The sequence below is a fragment of the Shewanella sp. MF05960 genome, assembly GCF_050849305.1.
Classification (GTDB): domain Bacteria; phylum Pseudomonadota; class Gammaproteobacteria; order Enterobacterales; family Shewanellaceae; genus Shewanella.
Window position 1 is genome coordinate 110,822 of sequence record NZ_JBOZPS010000013.1, and the last position, 21,602, is coordinate 132,423.

At 41.9% G+C, this 21,602-nt stretch carries 18 protein-coding genes and 1 rRNA gene; 15 read left to right on the plus strand and 4 right to left on the minus strand.

Annotation, left to right across the window (positions count from 1 at the left end; all coding sequences use genetic code 11):
- The first annotated feature begins 178 nt into the window (after positions 1-178).
- The 8 genes from ACROAE_RS14100 (at position 179) to nadE (ending at position 8,133) form a co-directional block, all read left to right on the plus strand.
- The gene (locus tag ACROAE_RS14100; RefSeq protein WP_432402799.1) at positions 179-676 is read left to right on the plus strand and encodes a hypothetical protein; all 498 of its coding nucleotides are present in this window, start codon (positions 179-181) and stop codon (positions 674-676) included.
- The gene (locus ACROAE_RS14105; RefSeq protein WP_432402801.1) at positions 669-902 is read left to right on the plus strand and encodes a helix-turn-helix transcriptional regulator; all 234 of its coding nucleotides are present in this window, start codon (positions 669-671) and stop codon (positions 900-902) included. The genes ACROAE_RS14100 and ACROAE_RS14105 overlap by 8 nt, the downstream gene beginning before the upstream one ends.
- A gap of 151 nt (positions 903-1,053) precedes the next feature.
- The gene (gene recR / locus ACROAE_RS14110; RefSeq protein WP_432402803.1) at positions 1,054-1,653 is read left to right on the plus strand and encodes a recombination mediator RecR; all 600 of its coding nucleotides are present in this window, start codon (positions 1,054-1,056) and stop codon (positions 1,651-1,653) included.
- A 292-nt stretch (positions 1,654-1,945) separates the two neighbouring features.
- On the plus strand, positions 1,946-3,859 hold the full coding sequence (htpG, locus tag ACROAE_RS14115; RefSeq protein ID WP_432402805.1) for a molecular chaperone HtpG: 1,914 nt from the start codon (positions 1,946-1,948) through the stop codon (positions 3,857-3,859).
- 65 nt (positions 3,860-3,924) lie between these two features.
- A complete protein-coding gene (locus tag ACROAE_RS14120) occupies positions 3,925-4,788 on the plus strand; it encodes a co-chaperone YbbN (protein ID WP_432402807.1) in 864 nt (287 codons plus the stop codon).
- A gap of 136 nt (positions 4,789-4,924) precedes the next feature.
- Entirely contained in the window at positions 4,925-5,569 is a 645-nt protein-coding gene (adk, locus tag ACROAE_RS14125; RefSeq protein ID WP_188957000.1) for an adenylate kinase, read from the plus strand.
- 271 nt (positions 5,570-5,840) lie between these two features.
- A complete protein-coding gene (locus ACROAE_RS14130) occupies positions 5,841-7,145 on the plus strand; it encodes an inosine/guanosine kinase (protein WP_432402809.1) in 1,305 nt (434 codons plus the stop codon).
- 157 nt (positions 7,146-7,302) lie between these two features.
- Positions 7,303-8,133, plus strand: a complete 831-nt coding sequence (gene nadE, locus ACROAE_RS14135) for an ammonia-dependent NAD(+) synthetase (RefSeq protein ID WP_432402811.1) — start codon at positions 7,303-7,305, stop codon at positions 8,131-8,133.
- Here nadE and ACROAE_RS14140 read toward each other — a convergent pair whose 3' ends face one another.
- A complete protein-coding gene (locus ACROAE_RS14140; protein WP_432402813.1) occupies positions 8,134-8,757 on the minus strand; it encodes a DUF6942 family protein in 624 nt (207 codons plus the stop codon).
- Positions 8,758-9,144: 387 nt separating this feature from the next.
- Between ACROAE_RS14140 and ACROAE_RS14145 the strand changes: the two genes are divergently transcribed.
- Positions 9,145-10,602, plus strand: coding sequence for an alpha/beta hydrolase (locus tag ACROAE_RS14145; RefSeq protein WP_432402815.1), 1,458 nt, complete (start codon positions 9,145-9,147; stop codon positions 10,600-10,602).
- 12 nt (positions 10,603-10,614) lie between these two features.
- Here ACROAE_RS14145 and ACROAE_RS14150 read toward each other — a convergent pair whose 3' ends face one another.
- On the minus strand, positions 10,615-12,780 hold the full coding sequence (locus ACROAE_RS14150) for a diguanylate cyclase (protein WP_432402817.1): 2,166 nt from the start codon (positions 12,778-12,780) through the stop codon (positions 10,615-10,617).
- Between the two features lie 361 nt (positions 12,781-13,141).
- Between ACROAE_RS14150 and ACROAE_RS14155 the strand changes: the two genes are divergently transcribed.
- The 4 genes from ACROAE_RS14155 (at position 13,142) to ACROAE_RS14170 (ending at position 17,805) form a co-directional block, all read left to right on the plus strand.
- Positions 13,142-13,408, plus strand: a complete 267-nt coding sequence (locus ACROAE_RS14155; protein WP_188957018.1) for a DUF4212 domain-containing protein — start codon at positions 13,142-13,144, stop codon at positions 13,406-13,408.
- A gap of 11 nt (positions 13,409-13,419) precedes the next feature.
- Positions 13,420-15,138: a sodium:solute symporter family protein gene (locus ACROAE_RS14160; protein ID WP_432402819.1), complete on the plus strand. Its 1,719-nt coding sequence runs from the start codon at positions 13,420-13,422 to the stop codon at positions 15,136-15,138.
- A 130-nt stretch (positions 15,139-15,268) separates the two neighbouring features.
- Entirely contained in the window at positions 15,269-17,116 is a 1,848-nt protein-coding gene (locus tag ACROAE_RS14165; protein WP_432402821.1) for a DUF294 nucleotidyltransferase-like domain-containing protein, read from the plus strand.
- Entirely contained in the window at positions 17,116-17,805 is a 690-nt protein-coding gene (locus ACROAE_RS14170; RefSeq protein ID WP_432402823.1) for an exonuclease domain-containing protein, read from the plus strand. Before ACROAE_RS14165 ends, ACROAE_RS14170 begins: the two co-directional genes overlap by 1 nt.
- Positions 17,806-17,878: 73 nt before the next feature.
- Here ACROAE_RS14170 and ACROAE_RS14175 read toward each other — a convergent pair whose 3' ends face one another.
- The gene (locus tag ACROAE_RS14175) at positions 17,879-18,961 is read right to left on the minus strand and encodes a ketoacyl-ACP synthase III (RefSeq protein ID WP_432402825.1); all 1,083 of its coding nucleotides are present in this window, start codon (positions 18,959-18,961) and stop codon (positions 17,879-17,881) included.
- 103 nt (positions 18,962-19,064) lie between these two features.
- On the minus strand, positions 19,065-19,739 hold the full coding sequence (locus tag ACROAE_RS14180) for a GntR family transcriptional regulator (protein WP_432402827.1): 675 nt from the start codon (positions 19,737-19,739) through the stop codon (positions 19,065-19,067).
- A 203-nt stretch (positions 19,740-19,942) separates the two neighbouring features.
- Between ACROAE_RS14180 and gmhB the strand changes: the two genes are divergently transcribed.
- Together gmhB and ACROAE_RS14190 are read left to right on the plus strand one after the other, a co-directional pair.
- Positions 19,943-20,497, plus strand: coding sequence for a D-glycero-beta-D-manno-heptose 1,7-bisphosphate 7-phosphatase (gmhB, locus tag ACROAE_RS14185; protein WP_432402829.1), 555 nt, complete (start codon positions 19,943-19,945; stop codon positions 20,495-20,497).
- Between the two features lie 900 nt (positions 20,498-21,397).
- Positions 21,398-21,602 (plus strand): 16S ribosomal RNA (locus ACROAE_RS14190); the annotation flags it as partial.

Sequence of the window (21,602 nt, forward strand, 5' to 3'; positions counted from 1 at the left end):
AATCAGCAATGACCAATGCGTATTGCTAACACATTATCACGACGATTAAACCGCATTAGCATGTTTCACCTTTGGTTTATCAAAGTTAACTCCAAGTATAAAATATTTGACATATCGTTGTGATGTATTACGCTATGTTAAGTTAAATATTTTATACATTAAGTTCGTTGAGGTTAACATGGATAATAAGCAGAAGTTGATTCAATGGTTACAAGAGACCAGTTTTAGAGAAGTGACGTTATCGGTCGATTTTTTAGTGACAGCGTACATTAGTTACTTTTACCTAAGTCAGTTGGTTAATGCCACACCAGAGCAACTCGCCTCCATAGAATGGCTCTCTACTGTGCTACTTGAGGTGATTGTTTACTCTATTGTTTTGATGGTCGTCAGTTATATCGTATTGGCGTTCATCAGCGACGATGAATTATCTCGGCCGATGGATGTGAGAGAAAAGCAGATTAATTTGGTGGGCTACAAATACAGCGCCATCATTTTACAAGTCGGGGTGGTTTTAGCCTTATTTCAATATAATATCGCCGCCCAAGATTTCGAGTTTATGCAATCAAGCGTGCCGCATTTACCGTTACACATTTTAGTTGGGGCTTTCTTAGTGGCGGAATTAGCACATTATGGTGTGCAGTTGTACAAGGGCCGTTCTGGAGATATTTATGAGTAAGCCTGATGACAATAAAATCGGGATTTCGAACTCAATTCGCACCCTACGGTTTTTAAATAATGAAATGACTCAAAAGCAATTAGCGGAACACATTGGTGTGACTCGGCAAACAGTGATGGCAATTGAATCGAATAAATACTCGCCGACACTTGAGGTGGCGTTTAAAATCGCAGAAGTGTTCAACTTACCGTTAGATAAAGTATTTAGTTACCGTTCGGAAAAATAACTCGATGATCAAATATGCTCCTTAAAGGATTAACCTTTGCATTCACGCTCAGCTCAGACAATAATCGCACAGCATTGTCGTTCAGTGAATGGGTTTTGGGCAGTGTCGATGGTATTACAATTAGATCAGTCATTAAGGTATTCGCAATTTTATGAAGTTTAGTCCCTTGCTCGATGAGTTAATTCAATCTTTACGTGGTTTGCCAGGCGTAGGCCCTAAATCTGCGCAGCGTATGGCATTTCAGTTGTTAGAACGTGAACGTAAAGTGGGGTTGAAATTAGCCGAGTCATTACAAAAAGCCATGTCTGAAGTAGGGCATTGTCAAAGTTGTCGAACCTTTACTGAGCAAGATCTGTGTCCAATTTGTTCGAGTCACCGCCGTGTTAATGCCGGTATCATTTGCGTGGTTGAAACACCTGCAGATGTGCTCGCCATTGAAGCCGGTGGTCACTTTACAGGGCGTTACTTTGTGTTGCTAGGGCATTTATCGCCACTTGATGGTGTCGGCCCAGAAGAGCTAGGCCTGGCACTGTTAGAGCGTCATTTAGCGTCAGACGATGTCAGCGAACTTATTTTGGCCACCAATCCCACTGTAGAAGGGGATGCGACAGCCCACTTTATTGCTGACATGGCAAGACGTCACAAAGTGATTATTAGCCGTATCGCACACGGTGTACCCGTAGGCGGCGAACTTGAGTATGTCGACAGCACCACGCTAGCCTTGTCATTTAATGGCCGTATTCCGCTTTAATCGCTCATATCTGTGTTAACGGTTCATAAAATCTTATGTTTTCCTGCCAACCACTGATTGGCAGGAATTTCCCGTCAATATTGTCTCTCCAGCGAGCAGACTGTCATCAATTTTTATTCACAAAATGTTTTTAGAGTCGATAAACATGGATTGTTGCGGAAATATTGAGCAATAAAATCCAACAGCCCTTGAAAACAGTTTAAAGCCCCCCATTTCTTGGTTAACGAAGATTTTTACACGAGTGCATCGTTCGACTCGTTTTGTATTAACGTAACACCAAGGGAAATTATTCATGTCTCAACAAGAAACTCATGGCTTTCAAACCGAAGTAAAACAACTATTGCATTTGATGATCCACTCTTTGTATTCCAATAAAGAGATTTTCTTACGTGAATTAGTCTCAAATGCAGCCGATGCAGCAGACAAATTACGCTACCTTGCACTCACCGACGATGCGTTATACGAAGGTGATGGCGAATTACGCGTACGAGTGAGTACGGATAAAGAAAAAGGCACGGTTACTATTTCTGATAATGGTATCGGTATGACCCGCGACGGCGTTATCGAGCATTTAGGTACCATTGCTAAATCAGGCACTAAAGACTTTTTTAACAACTTGTCTGGTGAAGCATCAAAAGACTCACAGTTAATTGGCCAATTTGGTGTCGGTTTCTACTCTGCATTTATCGTGGCGAAAAAAGTCGTTGTGCGCACTCGTGCTGCCGGCCATGCGGTAAACGAAGCAGTATTGTGGGAATCAGAAGGTGAAGGTTCATTTAACGTTGAAACCGTCACTAAAAACACTCGAGGCACCGAAATCACGTTACATCTTCGTGATGAAGAAACTGAGTTTGCAGATGAATTCCGTTTACGCTCAATTATTTCTAAATACTCAGATCATATCTCTATTCCGGTAGAAATGTTTGAAGCGGGCCAACCAGAGTCAGAAGGTGAAGACGGCGAAAAAATTGCTGCCACTGAAGGCACTTGGAAGCCAATGAACAAAGCCACTGCGCTTTGGACACGTAATAAAGCTGATATTACTGACGCAGAATATCAAGAATTTTATAAGCATATTTCACACGATTATGCCGATGCCCTTAAATGGTCTCACAACCGTGTTGAAGGTAAGCAAGAATACACCAGCTTAGTTTACATTCCGGCTAAAGCTCCGTGGGACATGTTCAATCGTGACCATAAACACGGCTTAAAACTGTTTGTGCAACGTGTGTTTGTGATGGATGATGCTGAGCAGTTCATGCCAACGTATTTACGTTTTGTAAAAGGCTTAATTGACTCAAAAGATTTACCGCTAAACGTATCGCGTGAAATCTTGCAAGACAACCAAGTGACCAAAAATTTACGTCAAGCGTTAACCAAACGTGTACTTGGTATGCTTGAAAAGCTAGCTGAAAATGATGCCGAGAAATACCAATCATTTTGGGCTGAATTTGGCCAAGTATTAAAAGAAGGCCCAGCAGAAGATTTTGCTAACAAAGAACGTATTGCTGGCTTACTGCGTTTTGCTTCTACTCACGACAATTCAGCAGCGACTACCGTATCGTTAGACGCCTACATCGAGCGCATGAAAGAAGGCCAAGATAAAATCTATTTTATCGTTGCCGACAGCCATGACGCCGCAGTAAATAGCCCGCACTTAGAATTGTTACGCAAAAAAGGCATTGAAGTACTACTGATGTCAGAGCGTATTGATGAGTGGTTAATTAATCACTTAAATGAGTTTAAAGGTAAAAAACTTCACTCGGTTACCAAAGGCGATCTTGAATTAGGCTCACTAGAAGATGAAGCTGATAAAGAAGCTCAAGATAAAGTGGCAGAAGAAGCTAAAGGGTTAGTTGAACGTATTAAAGCGGCATTAGCAGACAAAGTGTCTGATGTGAAAGTAACCTCACGTTTAACTGACACCCCAGCGTGTGTAGTGACTGGTGACGGTGAGATGTCGACTCAAATGATTAAATTGATGCAAGCTGCAGGGCAACCTGTACCAGAGTCAAAACCGACATTTGAAATTAATCCAAGCCATCCATTGGTTGAGCGTTTAAATAACGAAGCCGACGAACAGTTATTTGCTGATTGGTCTAACTTGTTATTACAACAAGCGTTACTGTCAGAGAAGGGCAGCTTGTCCGATCCGTCTGCGTTTATTAAGCTCACAAACCAGATGTTAATGGCCAGCTTTAAATAAGCAAACCTAAAGCAGTAAAAGCGGACAGTAGTCCGCTTTTGTTTTTGGATGATACCGGGGGCACCATGGACTACCTGATTAATTTAACCAAAGAAAACATTCAGCAAGTTGTCGATACCTCAATGGAAAAAATGGTGGTATTAGCATTTTGGGCGCAACCTCAGCCTGAAAGTGTACAGATGCTGCAAACGTTAGAGCAGATAGCACAAGCTCAGGCTGGTCGATTTATTTTGGCTAAAGTCGATTGTGAAGCTGAAATCGAAATTGCGAATTATTTCCAAATTCAAAACTTACCGACCACATTGGTGCTAGACAAAGGTCGCCCAATCGATGGTTTTGCCGGCGTACAAACTGAACAACAGGTGAATGATTTACTCGACAAACATTTGCCACCGTTATGGGTTCAGGAGTTTGATGCGATTAAGCAACTGTTAGCAGAGGGAGAACTGACGCCAGAAGAGCTGACTCAACTCGCTGTGAAGCTTAAAACCGTGTATGCCAATGCGCAGCAAGCCGCTGAAGTGGGCTTAGTAATGGCAGACGTTGCCTTACAGCAAGGGTTGTTAGCCGATGCAAAAGCGTTATTAGCTCACATTGGTTTAGCGGATCAAGACAGTTATTATCAGAATCTAATGGCCAAATTAGCCTTAGCTGAAGATGCGGCTGATACTCCCGAGATCCGCCAGTTACAACAAAGTGTGACAGAACAACCTGATAATTTAGACGCGGTTGTTTCGTTGGCAAAAGCATTAAATATAGCGCATCGAAATGAAGAAGCGCTTGAGTTGCTGTTTGCTATTTTGCAGAAAGACTTAGGCGCATTAGACGGTAAAGTTAAACAAGCCTTTATGGATATACTCACTGCGATAGGACAGGGCAATGCGTTAGCCAATCAATATCGCCGTAAATTGTATACCTTACTGTATTAAACATGCCTTAGCGTTTTTGTTACAAACCTTATTAGATTTAGGTCTAATGTCATAACAAAAGCGCTATTAAAACTGCGGTATATGTGCGAAAATCGCCGCCCTAAAAAGAACATAAACTTAAAAGAGGACTTTTGAGATGCGCATTATTTTATTGGGTGCCCCAGGTGCCGGTAAAGGTACCCAAGCTCAGTTCATTATGGAACAGTATGGTATCCCACAAATCTCAACCGGTGACATGTTGCGTGCAGCCGTTAAAGCTGGCACTCCATTAGGTTTAGAAGCCAAGAAAGTCATGGATGCAGGTCAATTAGTGTCAGACGACCTGATTATTGGTCTTGTGAAAGAGCGTATTGCTCAAGATGATTGTGTAAAAGGTTTCCTACTTGACGGTTTCCCTCGCACAATTCCTCAAGCAGATGCAATGGCTGAAAATGGCATTGAGATCGACCACGTGATTGAAATTGACGTGCCTGACGAAGAAATCGTTAAGCGCATGAGCGGTCGTCGTGTTCACTCTGGTTCTGGCCGTGTTTATCATGTTGTGTTTAATCCACCTAAAGTGGAAGGCAAAGATGATGTAACGGGTGAAGAGCTTGCTATTCGTCCAGACGACGAAGAAAGCACTGTTCGTAAGCGTTTAGGCATTTACCACGAGCAAACTAAACCATTAGTAGATTACTATGGCAAAGTGGCTGCAGAAGGTCGCACTCAGTACAACAAGTTTGACGGTACTCAGTCAGTGACTAAAGTGAGTGAGCAGTTAGCCAACGTATTAAAGTAAATACGATGTTAATGCGTAATAAAAACCTGCTGATGCAGGTTTTTTTATGTCTAAAAATTGTTCCACTAATGCCTCCCTATTCTGCGTAAGGTCAAACTGTGAGAAACAAGCGCAACAATTACTGCGCTTTAAGTTAAAATTAATATAATGTTATCGTTGATATATGGTAAAATCTGCCGCCATTTTCGCAGAGGGCGACTTTTCAACGTTGAACGTCGTCATAGGCAATTAACATCACACTGGCATGGATGCTAAGCTATGAGAGCCCAATATGAAGTTTCCCGGTCAACGTAAGTCAAAGCACTATTTTCCCGTAAACAGTCGTGATCCTTTATTGGCTCAACTTACCCAGCAACCACAGCCATTTTCGACTTACATTTGTGGCATTGATCAGACACTTGTCGATATTGAAGCCAAAGTCGAAGACGAATTACTTGAGCGCTATGGTTTACCTAAAGGTAACTCTACCCTCATTAACGACGAACAAGCGCATAATCTGTATCACGAGCTTAAATCAAATGAGATGATCAGTGACGAGTTTGCTGGTGGTACCATCGGAAACACAGTACATAACTATTCTATTTTAGCCGACGACCGTTCTGTTTTATTTGGCGTAATGAGCCAAAAAGTCATGGTTGGCAGTTATGCATATCGTTACTTATGTAACACTTCATCTAAAGTCGATTTAAACTATTTACAGCCTGTTGATGGTCCTATTGGTCGTTGTTTTACCTTGATTTCTGATTGTGGTGAACGCACATTTGCTATCAGCAAAGGCTCAATGGATAAACTGACGCCTGAGTTTATTAACAAAGACGTTATCCAAGGCAGTTCGGCATTAGTTTTAACCGCTTATTTGATGCGTGCCAGTGACGGCGATGGCATTACAGATGCTGCGATGACAGCCATTGAATATGCAAAAGAAGCGGAAGTGCCTGTCGTGCTAACCTTAGGCACACGCTTCTTAATTCAAGAAGATCCTAAATGGTGGCAAGACTTTATTAACGATCATGTGACCATTTTGGCCATGAACGAAGATGAAGGTGAGGCGCTAACCGGCTTTAAAGACCCGCTATTGGCCAGTGAAGCTGCGCTTGAATGGTGTGACTTGGTATTGACTACCGCAGGGCCGATTGGTCTTTATACCGCGGGCTACGCAGAAGACAGCGCCAAACGTGAAACCAGTCATTTACTGTTACCGGGCGCAATCCCTGAATTTAACCGCTATGAGTTTTCTCGGCCTATGCTGAAAGAAGATTGTGAAACACCGATTAAGGTGTACGCGCACATTTCTCCTTACATGGGCGGCCCAGAGCTTATTCGTAATACCAATGGCGCGGGTGATGGTGCGTTGTCGGCTTTACTTCATGACTTGTCTGCCAATACCTTCCATAAAACCAACGTACCAGGGTCAAGCAAGCACAAACGTGATGGCTTATGTTATTCGTCATTTTCACAAGTGTGCAAGTACGCTAACCGTGTTGCATATGAGGTGTTAGCACAGCATAGCCCGCGTTTATCGCGTGGTTTGCCTGAGCGTGAAGACAGCTTAGAAGAGTCATACTGGGAGCGTTAATTTCGCTTTAGTTAAAAAAAACGATAATGCATCATCATTATCGTTTTTTTTTGCTTGGAATTTAATAGAATAACCTCAGTTCAGGTACAATCTAAACTTACCCGTTCATTAACAGCAATTAGCATCAGCTAGTAAAGTAAGCAATCAGGAGCGTCACGTGAAAGGACAAATCTTAAGAGAGATGCATGTACTTAAGGCTATTGAGCCTGAGTTTGAAGTTCAGCGCCGAGTTGCATTTATCAAAGCAAAACTTAAAGAGTCGCATAGCCATAATGTGGTGTTAGGCATTAGTGGTGGGGTTGATTCTTCATTAGCAGGTCGTTTATGTCAGTTGGCTGTTGATAGCTTAAACACAGAGCAGAGTGATATTGTCTACCAATTTATTGCAGTGCGATTGCCTTATCAAATTCAAAAAGATGAAGATGAAGCGCAGTTAGCCTGTCAGTTTATTCAGCCTTCAAAGCAAGTCACGGTGAACATTGCTGACGGAGTATTAGGCGTTCACCATGCCACACTCGCGGGGTTAGTTGAGGCTGGTATGACATTACCAGAAGAAAACAAAGTCGATTTTGCTAAAGGTAATGTCAAAGCCAGAATGCGAATGGTTGCTCAGTATAATATTGCCGGTTTAGTGGGTGGTTTGGTGGTTGGCACCGATCATAGCGCAGAAAATATTACCGGTTTTTATACTAAATTTGGTGATGGTGCATGTGATTTAGCGCCACTGTTTGGCTTAAATAAACGCCAAGTGCGCAAGCTTGCTGCATTTTTAGGTGCTCCAGCGTTATTAGTTAACAAAGCACCCACAGCAGATTTAGAAGACAATAAACCACAGTTAGAAGATGAAGTGGCACTGGGATTAACCTACGATCAAATTGATGACTTTTTGGAAGGCAAAGATGTGCCTAAGTCAGTAGAAGATAAATTAGTTGGAATTTACAAACGCACGCAGCATAAACGCCAACCAATCCCAACGATTTACGATTAATCAGCTGTTTATCGCAAGTTGCTTTCTTGTGTGCTCAATTAAGACATTAGAATATTGTCGGTAATCTAAATATGGCGTCAGTAAACATGTGTGCTGACGCTGTATTTTATTATCCTCATCAATGGCTTGCCAAAGGTTAGTCTCTTCTGTATTCGCATTAGACTCAGTATCTGTAACGCTTAGCCCTAGCCGTTGTTGAGTCTCTTTGCCACATACAATATGCCAGCAGTCTTTTGTGAAGTGCTCTGGTATTGACTGCGCTAGTAATAAGAGCTCTGGAACGGTATTTGGCATCACAATGCGTAATTGGCAAGTTAAGCGGGGAAGCCACTGCGAACTCGTTTGTGTCGTTATCTGTATGAATTTGTCATCATGAAATAAGTTATCTCTGATGCATTTCCATGCCGTACCTTTGTTTGCGGTGATATCCACTTGTAAGCAGCATATTTTAGCCATAATGGTAATAATTTTTCGCCAATGATTTCCATTTAAAGCAATTAATTGTGCAATAGCATCGGGTTGTGTTGCCTGCCAATCTGCTGGCAATATTGGCGGAGTCGGTAGATAAAAAATGATGTCAGCTATTTGCGGGCCTAGCATCATTGTTGCTTGGTTACTCTGCATGAAATGTCTACAACCTCCGCCTTTAGTATTAAAAAAGTCAGTAGTTATTTAAAAAAGTCTGTAGCGATATAAAAGCGTAATGGCCAACCATTTGTTGTAAAAATAACCTTGAAAGTTAAATGAGCCTATCGCTTATCGCGTTTGTCATACGCGTTGTACTGAGTTTAATGATAAAATCAATCATAAGCTTAATCAGCAATGTATCAGAATATTGATTGACGATACATCAGCATGTTACTGAGCTCATCGTATTAATGGTTTGGTATTTAACGTGTGTGGCGGGCTTATCAAATGAATAGTTTGCTAGCACATCATCGCAGATTGGATATTCATTTATTCACTTGTTAATCTCATTAGGTTAACGAATTTTATGACTTAAGGTAGAGAATGCGCGCCATTGTAATAGGCTCGACCAAACACCTGTTATTTGCTGCTTTTTATGGTGCAATCGGGATTAGTGTTGCCATTCTGTTCACCGCTGTATGGCTGTTAAACGATCGGCCTAATTTATCAATATGGCATACCACGCATCTCACATCAGAATATCATCAACAGTCAGGCCTAGCTGATTTTAATCAATATCTTAAATTAGAAGATAAGCTGTTTGCTGAGGTTGAGCGCAAGATATATCGTCAATACCAACCACAGTTAGCCTCACCACTTAATCGTTATGAGCGCCACAGTTTGTCTGATCCTGCCTTGTGGAAACAAAACTGGAACCGCTCTTTTGAGTGGCAAAACCCCCAAGCTGAATTCGGTTTATTGCTGATCCACGGTATGTCCGATTCACCTTATGTGATGTCGCATATCGCGCAACATTATCAACACCAAGCGCATATTGTGGGATTAAGATTGCCTGGTCATGGCACAGTACCTTCAGGATTGACAGACATTACCTGGCCAGATTTAGCGGGCGCGGTATCTCTTGCCGCAGCACATTTGGCTGCCCAATTACCCGGTAAACCCATTTATGTTGCCGGTTTTTCTACTGGCGCGGCTTTAGCATTAAACCATGATCTTGAAAATATTAACCTTAATAAGCCGACAGACTTTGCGGGAATGATATTTCTCTCTCCCGCAATTGGTTTGGCGCCTATTGCCGCTGGGGCATATTGGCAAGCTAAGTTGGGACGAGTATTAGGCCAAGATAAACTGTACTGGAATAGTATTCAAACTGAGTACGATCCATTTCGATATCAATCTTTTGCCGTCAATGCGGGGGACGTGGTCTACCGATTAACATTACGCAATCAAACGTTACTGGCTGGGTTAACCGATAAGCAATACAAGGCCATAGCACCGATATTAACGTTTCAGTCAGTGGTCGATGATACCGTGTCGTCCTTATCTGTGGTTGAAAAACTTTATCAACACTTGCCAGCATCTAAAGGGCATGAATTAGTGCTATTCGATGTCAATCGCAAACACAGCCATAATCAATTATTAATGCATGACCCTTTAGCACCGTTTGCGCCTTTTTGGCTCACGACGCCATTACCTTATCGTTTGAGTTTGCTTGAAAATGATATGCAGCACGATAATCATGTACAAGTGCGAGAACTGGCAAAGAACACCAATTCAACGGATGTGCAGGCGCTGTCACTAACCTGGCCTAAAGAAGTGTATTCATTGTCTCATGTGGCATTAACCTTCCCCATAGAAGACACCTTGTATGGCCCATTAGCCAGTGAAGAGTCAGATAAAATACAAATAGGTCGGGGAATATACCAAGGCGAGAGAGGAATTTTTAGTGTCACCGCTGCAGATATGTTACGCCAAAAATGGAATCCATTTTACCCATATATGATGAATAGAATGGACGGGTTTATTCAACCCCGTCCATAACGTTATATCAGCTTATTCAGTGATAATATCGATGACAGTCTTATTGCGTCCGTCTTGTTTTGCTTGATAGAGATTGTCGTCTGCAATTTTTATCCACTTGTCTAACTCATCTGCGTAGTCGGGATTGGCGGTAATGGCTCCTATACTTACCGTGATATGAAAAGATCGTTTGTCCTCTGGCGATATCATCTCAAACTCAGCTAAAGCCTCCCTAAAGCTGTTTAAATGATGTTGTATGTGCAGGGCGTTGGTGAGTGGTAAAATGAGTAAAAATTCTTCACCGCCATATCGAGAAACAATATCAATGTCGCGTTTAAAGTATTTTTGCAGTAACTGGGCAAAAATACGTAAACACTCATCACCGGCTAAATGGCCGTAGTTGTCATTAACCTGTTTAAACAGATCCAAATCCAATACTGCCACGGTAATGGCTTGTTCACTTCGTATACAAAATTCCAATAATTCGGTAAATTTACGTTCAGCGTAACGGCGGTTGTACAAACCCGTTAGTGGATCTCGGTCAACGAGCTCTTTGAGCTTACGGTTAGCCGTCTCTAGCTCTTCCGTACGCCTTGCCACGGTTTCTTCTAGCTCCACTTGATGGTCGATTAATTGCTGCTTACTGGCGGCTAATCGTTGATATAAACTAAACACTTCTTTCGGCGAATTCTCATCAATGCTTTGAACCTTATTGATGCCTACTGTCGATGGACTAAATTGGCTGGCAACCGCTTCTAAAGGCACTGTGAGTAGTGCACTGAGTTTTCTTGATATGTAAAAAGTCCCCATTAACGATATCAGTAGCATGATAAAACTACTGAACATTTGCTCTTCAGCCAGTTTTAGCAAAGGAGAGAATTCTTTTAAGATATACACAGTCCAGCCGTTATCCAGTGTTTGGTGGGCATAGATATATTCTGGCACTATCGATTTAGGACGCTCAATATTGAGTAGCTCTAGACTCGTACGATATACCCCATCATTTATCACAAAATTAAATTTCGATAACGATGTTAACCCGAGTTTTTCAGAAGCATAAATAATTTGGTTTTGTTCATCCACCATAACTACCGATTCATCGTCGGCATACTCACTCGTTTGATCTACATGTGAAAAGTGATTTAAATCTAAAGATCCTTCAACAATTCCTGCAGTAGTGGTGTGCTGTTCATTGGTGTAAAAAGGCGCGCTCATGGCAATGATTGAATCATTACCAAAACCTCGTCCCAGAAATACCGATGAAACAAATAAGCGATGGTTGTAAAACGATTCGATAAAATAGTCGCGGTCTTTAATAGTAATTTTTTGTGTGTTGCTTTGAGCTAATAAACGAGACACAGGGCTTGCCGCAACGATTTCAGCTTGAGGATTGGCAATCAACATACTAATAAAACCCGGATAACTATTGTGTAAATTGGATAAAACCGGTTGCCAGTGCAACGGATCGTCAGCGGCAATCGTTAATTGGTTTGCAGCGTTGGCAATAACCGTTTTGTGGTTGTTGATGTAATTTTGAGCTGATGTTGCTAAGTGAGACACTGCATCATTGATGTTTTCTTTTAACATCGCTTGTTGACGCTCTAAGAAGTAAAAATTAAAAATTAGCGCAGAGAACAGTAAGGTGAGGGTGACCATGAGTGTGAAAAAGTAAGTGAGCTGCGCACTTAATAAGCGGCGATGGCGATCTTTTACCTTGTCTTTAAAGAACCACAATTTAGGTATGGCTAAAATAAGTAACGAGGCAATGCTGGTATAAACCAAGCCATTAACACCTTGCTTCGCAATAATAAAACCTAAGTGCGATGACGGTATGTCCATAATAAAGGTGACATACAAATACACTAAAGGTGCACCGATAATTAACCAATAAGCTGCGTCTGCATACAAAGCATAAATATCACGTCGTCTGGCGTAACCTAAAAATAATGCCTCAAGTCCAAAGAATAAATACACATGAGGACTGTCCCAGATCATCATTAACCCTGTCGATGCGAGCATCGCTGTCACAAATGCATACCAAGGCCCTAGTAAGACAGCGGCTATTACGGTGACAGTGTTACCTAATACAAATTGCACATTGGCAAAAAACTGAATTGGATAACAATTAATTAACAAACCTACAATACCTAAGGCAATAGAAAAAAGCAGATGTTGTTGGTTAATCTTGGGAAGCTTCAAAAAGAGGTCCTTATTGATTTTATTATAAAAAGCGTCTTGCTATTCAACACTTATCTCAAGAAACCGTTGAGATTTCAATGTAAAACCAGATTTTTTATCATCAAATTGTATTTTAAATGTTTTTAAAATATTGATTTATGTTGTTTTTTAAAGCCAATTTTGTTCGACCTTGGTCTAACTCAGTTTAATGGGTTTGTTATTTTTTTACAAAAAATATTTCATTAACTTTCTGATAAATAGTGTTTTTATGTCTAACTCGTTCCTTAAGGATATTCGAATACGACTAAGGTCTTGATTGTGGTGTTGCCCTGAGTTGCTAAATTAACAATGACTTTACAAAAACTAACACAGGGGAGTCGCAATGAGTTTTGAAAATAACGAAAAGGCAGCGGGATACTGGCGCGAAAATTTACGCTTAGTACTTAGCTTGCTTGCAATTTGGGCTGCAGTGTCATTTGGCTGCGGTATTTTATTAGTTGATATATTAAACGAATTCACCTTCATGGGATTCAAACTGGGGTTCTGGTTTGCGCAGCAGGGTGCAATGTATGTATTCGTGGCGCTGATTTTTGTTTACGTAGCGAAAGCTAATGCATTAGACAAAAAATACAATGTTCAGGAAGACTAAGGGGCACTACGATGGATGTTCAAACACTCACATATTTAATTGTCGGCGCAACTTTCGCGTTGTACATCGGGATCGCCATTTGGTCTCGAGCAGGTTCTACTAAAGAGTTTTATGTTGCTGGTGGCGGTGTTCACCCTGTGATGAACGGCATGGCAACTGCGGCAGACTGGATGTCTGCGGCATCATTTATTTCACTGGCAGGTATTGTGTCGTTTGTTGGTTATGACGGTTCAGTATATTTAATGGGTTGGACAGGCGGTTACGTACTATTAGCATTATGTATGGCACCTTATTTACGTAAATTCGGTAAGTTTACGGTTCCAGACTTTATTGGTGACCGTTATTACTCGCAAACCGCGCGTACGGTTGCAGTAATATGTGCCATCTTTATCTGTTTTACCTATATCGCGGGTCAAATGCGAGGTGTAGGTGTGGTGTTCTCCCGCTTCTTAGAAGTTGAGGTGGAAACCGGCGTATATATAGGTATGGCAGTGGTGTTCTTTTATGCTGTATTAGGCGGCATGAAAGGGATTACTTACACTCAGGTCGCGCAGTATTGTGTGTTAATTTTTGCCTTCATGGTGCCAGCAATCTTTATTTCGGTGATGATGACAGGTCATATTTTACCGCAAATCGGCTTTGGCGCTGAGTTAGTCGATGCAGCGGGTAATGGCACTGGGGTGTACTTACTCGATAAACTTGATGGCTTATCAGCAGAACTTGGTTTCTCCCAATACACCGAAGGTTCTAAAGACATGATCGATGTGTTCTTTATTACAGGTGCGTTAATGTTTGGTACTGCAGGTTTACCACACGTTATCGTGCGCTTCTTTACTGTACCTCGAGTAAAGGATGCACGAATCTCTGCGGGTTGGGCATTAGTGTTTATCGCAATTATGTATACGACTGTGCCTGCTTTATCTGCATTCTCACGAGTGAATATGATTGAGACCATAAATGGTCCAGATTCAACAGGTGTACCTTATGAGACTGCACCTTCTTGGATTAAAAACTGGGAAAAAACCGGTCTTATTACCTGGGAAGATAAAAACAACGATGGCAAGATTTTTTACACCAATGGTGATAAAAATGAAATGAACATCGACCGCGATATTATCGTACTTGCCACGCCTGAAATTGCATCGCTTCCAGCATGGGTTATTGCCCTTGTTGCAGCGGGTGGTTTAGCGGCGGCATTATCGACTTCAGCGGGTCTGTTGCTTGTAATCTCTACTTCGGTATCGCATGATTTACTTAAGAAAAATTTGATGCCAGATATTTCTGACCAAAAAGAATTGATGTACGCTCGTATTGCGGCAGCATTAGGTGTGGTTATGGCCGGATACTTTGGTATTAATCCCCCAGGCTTTGTGGCTGCGGTGGTGGCGATTGCGTTTGGTCTTGCTGCAGCATCGTTATTCCCAGCTATTATCATGGGGATCTTCTCTAAGACTATGAATAGAGAAGGCGCGATTGCAGGTATGGTGATTGGCTTACTGTCTACTGCGGCTTACATTGCTTACTTTAAGTTTATTAATCCTGCTGCCAATACATCTGAAAATTGGTTCTTTGGTATTTCTCCTGAAGGTTTTGGTATGGTGGGCATGATTATTAACTTTGGTGTGGCTTTTGCCATCAGTAAAGTGACAGCTAAGATACCTGATGAGATTGTAGAAATGGTTGAGTCAATTCGTTTCCCTAAAGGATCGGGTGAAGCACAGGATCACTAATCATCAATCCTGATAATTAAGTTAATTTAAAGGGCGCTTCGGCGCTCTTTTTGTTGGGCTTAAGTCCTATAGCAGCAATTCCACTGCCTTTGCTATAGTGTTTGTATGGTGTGTTCAATATGGAAAAAATATGGATGCAAGCGAGTTACAACCCGTCGAGCAGTTTTTAGCTGCACATTCTCCATTTGATTCATTACCCGCAGAGGTGATTAGCCGTTGCGCAAAAAACATCACGGTTGGGTATTACAGTAAAGCCTCTGCCTTTGTCGAGTTTGATACGCAAAACCCTAAATTGTATATCGTCCGCAGTGGCGCATTTGAAGTGCGCGATCCTGAAGGCATACTGGTAGACCGGGTTGCAGAAGGCGAGTGCTTCGGTTTTTCGACATTATTATCGGGTGAGAAGGTCGTTAATAAAGTAGCCATTTTAGAAGATGGTTTGGTGTACCATTTGCCTCAAGCCATTTTTGCGCAATTACGTGCAGAGCAGCGCAGTTTCGATCAGTTCTTTGCTCGAGCGTTTGCCAAGCGTTTGCGTAATGAAGGACGTTTTAAAGCTAAAGATCTGACCACTACCAGTCGTATTACCTCAATTATGTGTGCAAAACCCATTATTGTTCAGGCTCATGCCAGTGTCATCGATGCGGCTAAAATCATGCGTGATCACCGAGTGTCGTCAGTCCTGGTGATTGATAATGACAAGCTTGTGGGTATTTTAACTGACCGTGATTTACGAAACCGTGTTATTGCGGAAGGGTTAGATGTTAATACCCTGGTGAGTCAAGCCATGACGGTTAGCCCTATCACTACTCATGCCAATGCACTAGTTTTTGAAACCATGCTCACCATGAGCGAGCATAATATTCACCACTTGCCGGTTGTTGATGGCAGCAAAGCCATTGGGATGATCACCAGCACCGATATTTTACGTGCGCAGCGTTCGCAACCATTATTGCTAATAGGTGAAATTGGCCGCCAGGCCAATATCGACAGCTTAATCCAAGTCAGTAAACAAATTCCGTTGTTACTGCAAAACCTCATCAGCGCCGACGCCAGGGCTGAAGAAATTGGACGAGTATTAACGTCGGTGACTGACGCGTTAACGCGCCGCTTAATTGAGTTAAACCAGCAAATTTTAGGTAAGGCACCAATGGCTTTTTGTTGGTTAGCCTTTGGCTCGCAAGGCCGCCAAGACCAAGTGGCGTGTTCTGATCAAGATAATGGTTTATTGTTGGCGCACGAGCCTGATGAATTTGCAGCTGCTTATTTTGAAACATTAACTCAAGCGGTGTGCAAAGGGCTTGATCAATGTGGTTATGTTTATTGCCCTGGCGATATTATGGCGCAAAACCCTAAGTGGCGTTTACCGTTAAACCAATGGAAATCGTTATTTAAACATTGGGTGTTAACGCCTGATCCTAAAGCATTAATGCATGCCAGCATCTTTTTTGATATGCGTGCGGTATTTGGGCCAATAAGCTTATTCAGTGAATTACAAGATGACGTGTTAGCGTCGACTAAAGATAACGATATATTTCTAGCCGGTATGGCTGGAAACTCGTTAACCGAATCTCCGCCGTTGGGGTTTTTCAGAAAATTTGTGCTTGAACGTGATGGCAGTGAAGTCAAAGGCATGGACTTAAAACATAAGGGCAGTGCATTGATTAATGATATTGCCAGAGTGTATGCGTTAAGTGCAGGCATAAAGGAAGTAAACACCGCCAAAAGGATCAGGGCCTTGATGGATGCCAATATTATTAATCGTAAAGATGCGCTTAATCTTGCTGATGCCCATGAATTTATTGCCCATATGCGCCTTGCTAACCAGGGCTATCAAGCGACAAATAATCTGCCAATCAATAACTTTTTAAAACCGCAGCATTTATCATCATTATTACGCCATCAACTGCGTGACGCATTTAAAGTGGTGCACGATGCTCAGGCTGGAATTAAATTGAAGTTTTTGAGGAGTTTTTAGTGGCGACGCTTTGGTGGTTCAAACTGTTATTTTGGCGCAAAAAAATGACCGGTTTACCTGAGCCATTAAACCAGTATTTGCAGGCGATAACGCCAGCTCTTGCTTGCTCTTTTCTTGATGCGCCGTTAATGGCAATTGATCTTGAAATGACAGGGTTAGACCCTAAGAATGACCAAGTGATTAGTATCGGCTTAGTGCCGATAGTGAAAGGCGAGATCCCATTAGCAAAAGCGCAACATCTCATGATTGCCATTAGCGGCAGTGTCGGACACAGCGCCACTGTTCATGGCATTGTTGATCATCAACTGCACACCGCTTTAACTTTGCCAGAAGCGATGGCATGGTTTTTATCGCAAACCGAAGGTCATATTTTAATTGCACATCATGCACCACTAGACATCCAGTTTATTCAACAGCAGCTGGTACGCTGTTTTGGTCACTCAATCCCGTTGGTCTTTATTGATACTTTAGCGATTGAAAAAAAACGCAGGTTGCAACAACAAGATATTTTACAGCAAGGATCGTTAAGGTTAGGTGCAAGCCGAGCGCGTTATCATTTACCTGTATATTCGGCTCATAATGCTCTGGTTGATGCGTTATCGTGTGCAGAGCTCTTGCTCGCGCAAGTGGCGGCGATGGGGGATGTTAAAAAGTTAACAGTAAAGAAATTGATTGATGTTATTGGGTAAGTTGTTAAATCGCGGTTTGTGATTAAAGACAAGAAAGCCAGATTAAGACTGACTTTCTTGTATCAATAAGGCGTTATTCTGCAGCTTTAGCTTTACTGAAAAAATAATCAACAGCAGGTTTGATTAATTCCAATGCAGTTTTATCACACGGTGGTAATGCGGCGTCACTAACATTAATTGGCGTAGTGCGCTCGCCCCACTTGAATAGCATTGCTGCTGATGTTAATCCCGCACCAAAAGCACATGATAAAATGGTTTGGCCCGGCACGATTTTACCTTGTGATAACGCATCACAAATCGCGATAGGGATAGTTGCTGCAGATGTATTGCCATAGTCGGCAATATTCACAAAAGCTTTTTCTTTAGGAATTTTCATCCGGCTAACGAGAGTGTCGATAATACGTTCGTTGGCTTGATGGGGAATAACAAAATCAACATCGTTAATGTCGGTATTGCATTTCTCAAGCACTTTAGCGCTTAAATTACCCATGCCATGGATTGCACGCTTAAATACATCTTGACCGTTGATGTGGATATAAAAATCCAGAGACTCAGTATCAAATCGGTCCATTTGGGTGCCAAAGTTAGATTGTAAAATATCGCGCCCTTCAGGATCGTTATTTAACTCATAACCTAATATGCCGCCTGGACTGTCACTGGCTTCTAGTACAATGGCACCAGCGCCATCGCCAAACAATACTGCTGTTTCACGGCGAGACCAATCTAAGTAAAAAGATAACCGTTCAGCACCAATAATAAGAATTTTCTTATTTTGGCCGCTTTTAATCATTGAGCTTGCTAAGCCTACGCCATACAAAAAGCCGCTGCATGCCGCGTTTATATCAAAAGCACCACATGTTGCGCCAATATTGGCCTGAACAGTAGAGGCAATATTAGGAATTAACGTATCCGGGCTGGCGGTGGCTAAAATGATTAAATCTAACTCACTGCCATCTATACCTGCTGCTGCAAGCGCGTGCTTTGCCGCAACCGACGCCATTTCAGAGGTATTAACATGGCTTATATTACGTTTACTGATCCCTGTACGCGTTTTAATCCATTCATCGGTAGTTTCCATGAATGTGGCTAAGTCGTCATTAGTCAGTGTTGCGGTCGGTACTGATTTTCCCCAACCGGTAATGTGTGCATACTGCATAGCAATTCTCTCAATATAGGTTAACAGTCATCTGTTTAACATCAATAAGCTGACACAGATGTCTATGTGTTACTAAGGCTTATCATTGATGTCATGACTGTTGTTATGACTTAATTTTTTGTTCTACTAATTTAGTAATCGAATCTGCCGCATGCAAAATATGTAGGCGCAGTAAATCGGTTGCTTTTTGGACATCACGATCTTTACACAGTTCAAGTAAAATCCGGTGTTCACGCTCAGCCGTTGGAATGCCACCCGTAAATAACAGCTGCAAACGAATATAACGATCGCAATTGGTATTTAAGCCGTGAACCACATCGAGAGTATGGGGACGGTTTGCCGCCTCGTACAAACGGGTATGAAAACGGGTGTTAAGTTCACTCCAACTGGCCACTGACTCTTTGAGCTTAAATGCCAATTCCAGTTGGATAAGCACGGCTTCTGCTGCTTCGATGTCTTGCTCGGTCAAATTGGGAATGGCTTTTGCCAATAAATCTGACTCAATCATGGCGCGAAGTTCAAATAACTCAGTCACTTGTTCAACTGACAGTTTAGTGGCCGTAGCCCCTTTATGCGGTTCAAAATTGACTAGACCTTCTGCCTCTAATTGCACTAAGGCTTCACGAACCGGAATTCGGCTAACATTTAACTGTGCCGCAATTGCGGACTGTCTTAGCGGTTCGCCACCTGCTATATCACCAGAAAGGATCTGTTCTCTGAGCGCTTCCACAACAAGTTGTGTTCGTGTTTTGTGAATAATAGGAGGTATATTGCTCATGTATTTTTGTGTTCATCACTAATTTCTTCGAGCAAGGGTAACGCTTAGCAGCCGCATTATAAAGTGAAACATATGCATAAATGCAGATAAACATCATAAAAATGGACTAAATGATTAAATACGCAAAATTAAACAGTTTGTCTGGCACCAAATTGATGTCAGTGGGATAATCCATCCAGTATTGAGTTTGAGGAGTGACTAGGTTGAAGAAGGCTGTATTTTTAGATCGCGATGGCGTTATTAATAAAGACACTGGTTATGTGCATAATGTTGATGACTTCGAATATATTGATGGCGTGTTTGAAGCATGTTTAGCATTAAAAGAGATGGGCTATCTACTAGTTGTTGTCACTAACCAATCAGGTATTGCCCGTGGCCTGTACAGCGAAGATGACTTTCATCATTTAACCGAGTGGATGGATTGGAACTTTGCTGACAAAGGTGTCGACCTTGACGGTATTTATTATTGTGCACATCATCCTGAAAAAGGCTTAGGTGAATACAAGCAAGATTGCGATTGTAGAAAACCTAAACCGGGTATGCTCAATTCTGCAGCCCAATTTCTCAATATTGATTTAAGCCAATCAGTTATGGTCGGCGATAAAGCCGATGACATGAGAGCGGCAAAAGCGGCTGGTATTAATAGCGCAATATTAGTGCGTTCAGGTAAAGTCGTCGATAAAGAGGGTATTGAGCTTGCTACAGCAGTAGTCGACAGTATTGCTGACGTGCCGAACTTACTTCGCCAGTCTTTATAAAATAGATACGGTTTCTTATAGAGGTAGCGTTAGTGTTAAGAGTCTCGCTACTTTTATATAGAGATACATGTAATGCAGTTCAATTTAGTAACAGTAGTAACAGTAGTAACAGTAGTAAAAGTAGCAGTAATAGACGTAGGCTTAGCTTGTTTATCTCATCGTTGTTTTTAATCACTCACTTCTCACTCACGTCTCACTGAGCCTTTATCTTTTATATCGTCATTAACTCGCAATAACCCGCAGTGGGGGAAACCACAAGTGGTAACCGCGATAACGATGGCAGCATTATCATCTTAAGTTCTGTTAACCCGCACCATATCGATAAAGCAATACATTTGGTCCTTCGCTTCCAATTAACATCACATTAACTTCATTTCAGTCATATTTAAGTCTCTATAAGCTAATTTAAGCACTTATTCTCTGTAGAGTGCCATTTTCCGCCCCAATCGACCGAGGAAATAATAATTATATAATGTAGCAGAGGGCCTTATTTGTATATAAAATCAGCGAAAACAGTTAAAAACATTGGTTTGAGTTTAAAAACTGCGCAGTTGGGCGTTAATATCAATAAAAATTGATAAAAGCCCTTGCGCAATAAATTGAGTTCCCTATAATGCGCACCACTGACACGGAACGCAGCGTCTAACGCGAGTTACCAAGTCCGCTCTTTAACAATTTATCAAGTAATCTGTGTGGACATTCACAGGTATTGAGTTATTCGAAATTGTCTTCTTGTTCTTCGGAATGTAGGCAATCAAAAAATTTAAACTCAATGATGAGAATGTTCATAGTAATATGAAACTACAGCAATGTAGTGAGTAATTTGTGAGCTCTTAGAGCGAAGCGAATTATGACAGTAGAATTCATTGAGCCGTTCGACGTAGTCGAACAAAAAAACTTTAATTGAAGAGTTTGATCATGGCTCAGATTGAACGCTGGCGGCAGGCCTAACACATGCAAGTCGAGCGGTAACAGAGGGTAAGCTTGCTTACTTTGCTGACGAGCGGCGGACGGGTGAGTAATGCCTAGGGATCTGCCCAGTCGAGGGGGATAACAGTTGGAAACGACTGCTAATACCGCATACGCCCTACGGGGGAAAGGAGGG

Bases quoted from the DNA above. Each gene is read 5' to 3' on its own strand.
- ACROAE_RS14100 (WP_432402799.1), top strand. From the start codon at position 179: ATGGATAATAAGCAGAAGTTGATTCAATGGTTACAAGAGACCAGTTTT.
- ACROAE_RS14105 (WP_432402801.1), top strand. From the start codon at position 669: ATGAGTAAGCCTGATGACAATAAAATCGGGATTTCGAACTCAATTCGC.
- recR (WP_432402803.1), top strand. From the start codon at position 1,054: ATGAAGTTTAGTCCCTTGCTCGATGAGTTAATTCAATCTTTACGTGGT.
- htpG (WP_432402805.1), top strand. From the start codon at position 1,946: ATGTCTCAACAAGAAACTCATGGCTTTCAAACCGAAGTAAAACAACTA.
- ACROAE_RS14120 (WP_432402807.1), top strand. From the start codon at position 3,925: ATGGACTACCTGATTAATTTAACCAAAGAAAACATTCAGCAAGTTGTC.
- adk (WP_188957000.1), top strand. From the start codon at position 4,925: ATGCGCATTATTTTATTGGGTGCCCCAGGTGCCGGTAAAGGTACCCAA.
- ACROAE_RS14130 (WP_432402809.1), top strand. From the start codon at position 5,841: ATGAAGTTTCCCGGTCAACGTAAGTCAAAGCACTATTTTCCCGTAAAC.
- ACROAE_RS14140 (WP_432402813.1), bottom strand. From the start codon at position 8,757: ATGCAGAGTAACCAAGCAACAATGATGCTAGGCCCGCAAATAGCTGAC.
- ACROAE_RS14145 (WP_432402815.1), top strand. From the start codon at position 9,145: ATGCGCGCCATTGTAATAGGCTCGACCAAACACCTGTTATTTGCTGCT.
- ACROAE_RS14155 (WP_188957018.1), top strand. From the start codon at position 13,142: ATGAGTTTTGAAAATAACGAAAAGGCAGCGGGATACTGGCGCGAAAAT.
- ACROAE_RS14160 (WP_432402819.1), top strand. From the start codon at position 13,420: ATGGATGTTCAAACACTCACATATTTAATTGTCGGCGCAACTTTCGCG.
- ACROAE_RS14165 (WP_432402821.1), top strand. From the start codon at position 15,269: ATGGATGCAAGCGAGTTACAACCCGTCGAGCAGTTTTTAGCTGCACAT.
- ACROAE_RS14175 (WP_432402825.1), bottom strand. From the start codon at position 18,961: ATGCAGTATGCACACATTACCGGTTGGGGAAAATCAGTACCGACCGCA.
- ACROAE_RS14180 (WP_432402827.1), bottom strand. From the start codon at position 19,739: ATGAGCAATATACCTCCTATTATTCACAAAACACGAACACAACTTGTT.